Origin of the sequence: uncultured Acetatifactor sp., assembly GCF_948601915.1 — a bacterium.
Taxonomy (GTDB): Bacteria; Bacillota; Clostridia; order Lachnospirales; family Lachnospiraceae; genus Acetatifactor.
Genome location: NZ_CAPDXS010000239.1, coordinates 1 through 4,179, shown reverse-complemented (window position 1 = coordinate 4,179; position 4,179 = coordinate 1). Strand labels below are relative to the sequence as shown.

The following is a 4,179-nucleotide window of genomic DNA, read 5'->3' as shown; positions in this document are numbered from 1 at the left end:
GAACTGGCACAGGTGAGGGACTATGCCAACAGCTTCAAGGAACAGATAAGGAACATTCTCCAGCAGCATACTGAAACATCTGAAACTCCGTCCGCCGACAATGCCTATGGCTATGCTGCCACTGATGCCGCCGGCACAGACGCTGCGCCTGCTGCAGAAGCACCCGGACAGCCCTACTATGGACAGCCTATTTATGGCGACTATGAGGCACTTCCTGCGTAATAAGTGTAACTGACTATTTTATGGCAAAATGCCATATATCAAAACTGCAAGGGATTTCCTGATTTTTACCAGGTAGTCCCTTGCCCTATTTTAGGAGGGAATTTTATGAAGTGTGAAATACCGTTGACACCCGAACAAAGGATTTTTGCAGCCCAGAATCATGATTTGGTCTATAAATTTCTCCAACGGAAGAATTTACCTATTGATGAATATTATGACATAGTAATATTCGGTTATCTCAATTCCATTCATCGCTTTTATACCAACCCTGAATTGGCAGCACATACTTTTGGCAATATAGCATGGAAAGGAATGCAGAATTCATTATACAACTATACCAGAGCTAAGTCATGCCAAAAACGCAGTGCAGAAGTATGCAGTATACACGCAATGCTATATCCAGATAGCCAGTCTGATGGCATAACTTTGGAGGAAACATTGCCTGTATATGACGATATGCTTCAGCAGTTGGATGCAACTCTCCTTTTGCACGATCTTGCTAAACGTGTTTCCAAACAGCAAATGGAAATCGTGAGGTTGAAATCCAGTGGCTACAATCTTCAGGATATAGCCACCCGCCAAAACACCTCTACAAAGCGCATCAGAAAGCTTTTGGACGAAGTACGCTGTGTCCTCACAGAACTTTGTCATGAATAATGCCGGGTTAGCTACTCTAGTCCACCGGTGCATGGATTCCCGAGTAATCAGTACTTGATGTCCGCGCCGGGGTACTAGGCACATTTTCTCCCTATAATATAACAAATCCCACCCAAAGAAAGGAGCGCCACAAGAATGAAAACAACCGAAGAAACGAAAAAAACAATCCAGCTCTGCGGCAGTCTCCTCTGCCCCCTTGTCACCGGACAGTGTGCCGTGTTCAAGGCCAACGGTAACATCTACCGCACCTCACAGGTAATCGCAATCCATGAAGTGGATACAACCGGCATCCGCTTCGAGACAGAGAATACACACTACCATCTTCTGCTGACTCCCTACCCGGCGGCAGTCATCTGCCAGTTTCCTTTGGAGCCGGCAGCATGCGCCTGAAGACAGCCCATAGCACTGCCCCATGGCAGCTTATGGCTGTTATCTGCAGTACATCATGGCAGTGCGCAAACCATTCTTCCAAAGGCTGCCGCAGCCATGGCAGCCTTACCATGTAACAATCGACAGCGGCAATGCCGCATTTGTTTCCGGCAGGACGGGCAGGCAGCCCTTCCTGCTTTTTTTAGGAGGGACACATGAACATCAAGGAATTCGCAGAAAAAATCCAGGGTGCCCTGGCATCTGCCCTGAACCGGGAAGTCCAGCTCAAAGAATCACTCAGACTCAACAACATCCGCCGTTACGGAATCGTAATCGTGGACTCGGAAAACAGCCTCAGCCCTGTCATTTATCTGGAGAAGCTATTCAAGGATTTCCAGAAAAACGCCAGCATGGATGCCGCAGTGAACATCGTCATCAGCATATACCAGCGGGACCGGCTGAAGAAGCCTGTAGACATGGAATGGGTCAGGCATTTCGGCCAGGCCAGAGAGACAATATTCTATTTCCTCATCAATTATGATGCCAACCGGGAGCTCCTCACCCAGATACCACATTTCAGATACCTGGATATGGCAATCGTATTCGGCATGAAATCCGGTCTTGAAAACGCCCCTGGAACCATCACCGTCTTCAACAGCCATCTAGACATGTGGGGCATTACGGCAGAGGATCTGCTCCCCATTGCGGAAGCGAACACCCCGCTGCTTTACCCCCTGCAGGTCTCCTACATGCCGGATCTTACCCCGGGAGAGCCGTTCCCCGGGCATCCCTCCCAGATGTACGTGCTGACCAATTCATACCGTGCATATGGGGCTGCGGCCATCCTCTACAAGGATATCCTGAAAGGCTTCTCCCTGCTCATGGGGAGCGATGTCCTGCTCCTGCCCGACTCCATCCACCAGATGGTGCTTCTGCCGCTGAAAGAAGGCGAAGACCCGGAGTCCTACCGGGATACAGTACGCTCCGCAAATGAATATTCCACCGATGCCTCCAGTTTCCTCTCCAACCGCATCTATCTCTACAGAAAGGAAACCGAGGAGATTGTAATTGCATGAATTTCCGCCATTCCGGACAGCCAGGGGATGCCGCCTCTTTCAGACGGCAACCCCTGGCCCATGCACGCCACTAAAAAAATAAACTGCAACAAAAGGCCACCAGCCATATTCGCTCATCTTCATGGCGGTCTTGAGCATAAACTCACGACCAAAGCATTTATCGTTGCAAATTAACGGGTGGACGCTTCCACCCTGCAAATGGATACATCCATGAATATATCATGGCGAAAGAACAATAATTACCACATCAGATTCCCATAGAAAGGAGTACACAATGGACCTACTCTCAAAATTCTCATCCATTGAAATCAAACCTGATGCCCGCATTTCGGAAACCGACCGCACTTTCTGCCAGGCACATCAGGCCGCCTATGACGCCGCCAGGGCGTCCCTACAGGAACTGGAATTCTTCTGGGAGGACATGCAGCGCCAGCAGCAGGAGGCGCTTGCATCAACCGGCAATGTCCCATCTGAATCCTATCTCACTACATATGGAAAGCTGCGCCTTTCCGAGCGCGACATCCAGGAGCAGCGCCTACCACCTCACCATCCAAACCGAGGACATAAAGGACAATCTTCTGCCGCACAAGCCGTACCATAGCTCCCCTCAGGAATACAGACCACAGATGGAAGAATATACTGCGGCCATGGACAGCCTTTCTCTCCATTACACGGAAATCCTGGAACAGATTTTCCTCCAGACCGGTGGGCGGGAACTGGCAGAATCAGCTGTATGCGAGTTAAAAGAAAAATGCCGCCGGGCTGCCTGGGACAGTGCTGGCAGCAAAGCAAGGTTCACCCTGAAAAAGGCCTCCCTCCAGCTTGACTTTGCCTGCTGTTACCGGCTCCATTACCAGAACTATGGAGCTTGGGAGATTTTTCAGCGAGCCGTAGACATCCTAAAAGGTATCGCCTATTTCGAGGCGGAGGGCTTCTCCGGCATTCCTGACAGCCTGGCGCAGGCTCTCCACAGCGGCGACCACAGTAAAAACTGCTTTACTTTCCCGGGCTGCGTGAAAGTCCAGTCCATGAAACTATACAAGAACCACCGGATAGACATCAAATTCCACACGGAGGAACATGCCAGAAAATTTGTGGAGGAATACCTGGGCACCGTACCGCCCTACTGACATCCATAATCCATCTGCCCCTATGGCATTTTTCGGGACATGGCAGAAATTACATAGAAAGGAAGTGAACCTCCATTGAAATATTCCAGCCACGGAGAGAAAATCCCCCAGGGCCAACGGAAATCACTGAACGAAAAAGTGCTTTACCTAATCGACAGCGGCCTCCCACCGGGCTGCCCTATCACCCCGGAGGACATCTACAACGCCTACACCGGGGACGGCGGCCTGCATGAGCTGAACCGGGAGGATTATGACAATTACAATACCTTCAGCCAGGCGAAAAAGGAGATTGAGAACGGCCAGTTCTTCACCCCGCACCGCCTCTGTGAGCTAACTGCTGAATGCCTGAAGCCCTCCGAGAGCAGCCTTGTGGCGGACTTGACCTGCGGCATGGGGAATTTCTTCAACTTCATGCCCACGGAGTCCAACCTCTACGGCTGCGACATCGACCCGAAAGCAGTAAAAGTAGCCAGGTTCCTCTATCCGGAGGCTACAATCGAATGCAAGGACATCCGCTCCTGGAACCCGGGGATGCGTTTCGACTACGTTGTCGGCAACCCGCCCTTCCACCTGAAATGGCGGACGGAGGGCGGCAGGGATCTCCCCTCCCAGATGTACTTCTGCGTAAAGGCCGCGGCGCTCTTAAAGCCCCTGGGCATCCTGGCCCTCATCGTCCCCCGCTCCTTCCTGGGGGACTCCTTTACCGACAAGGGCCAGATACAGGA

6 protein-coding genes and 1 pseudogene are annotated in these 4,179 nt (G+C 51.3%); all 7 read left to right on the top strand.

What is annotated here, in order from left to right; all coding sequences use genetic code 11:
• A pseudogene (locus Q2B33_RS23440) lies at positions 1-222 on the top strand (hypothetical protein); the annotation flags it as partial.
• 105 nt (positions 223-327) lie between these two features.
• Positions 328-879, top strand: a complete 552-nt coding sequence (locus Q2B33_RS23435; protein ID WP_300783292.1) for a sigma-70 family RNA polymerase sigma factor — start codon at positions 328-330, stop codon at positions 877-879.
• Positions 880-1,014: 135 nt separating this feature from the next.
• Positions 1,015-1,269 (top strand): hypothetical protein, encoded by a 255-nt coding sequence (locus tag Q2B33_RS23430; protein ID WP_300783294.1) that lies wholly within the window; start codon positions 1,015-1,017, stop codon positions 1,267-1,269.
• Positions 1,270-1,463: 194 nt separating this feature from the next.
• On the top strand, positions 1,464-2,324 hold the full coding sequence (locus Q2B33_RS23425; protein WP_300783296.1) for a DUF5688 family protein: 861 nt from the start codon (positions 1,464-1,466) through the stop codon (positions 2,322-2,324).
• 274 nt (positions 2,325-2,598) lie between these two features.
• Positions 2,599-2,925: a hypothetical protein gene (locus tag Q2B33_RS23420; protein ID WP_300783298.1), complete on the top strand. Its 327-nt coding sequence runs from the start codon at positions 2,599-2,601 to the stop codon at positions 2,923-2,925.
• Between the two features lie 25 nt (positions 2,926-2,950).
• A complete protein-coding gene (locus tag Q2B33_RS23415; protein WP_300783300.1) occupies positions 2,951-3,454 on the top strand; it encodes a hypothetical protein in 504 nt (167 codons plus the stop codon).
• A gap of 75 nt (positions 3,455-3,529) precedes the next feature.
• Positions 3,530-4,179, top strand: a 650-nt coding sequence (locus Q2B33_RS23410; protein ID WP_300914305.1) for a class I SAM-dependent DNA methyltransferase, incomplete at its 3' end; no start/stop codon positions are given.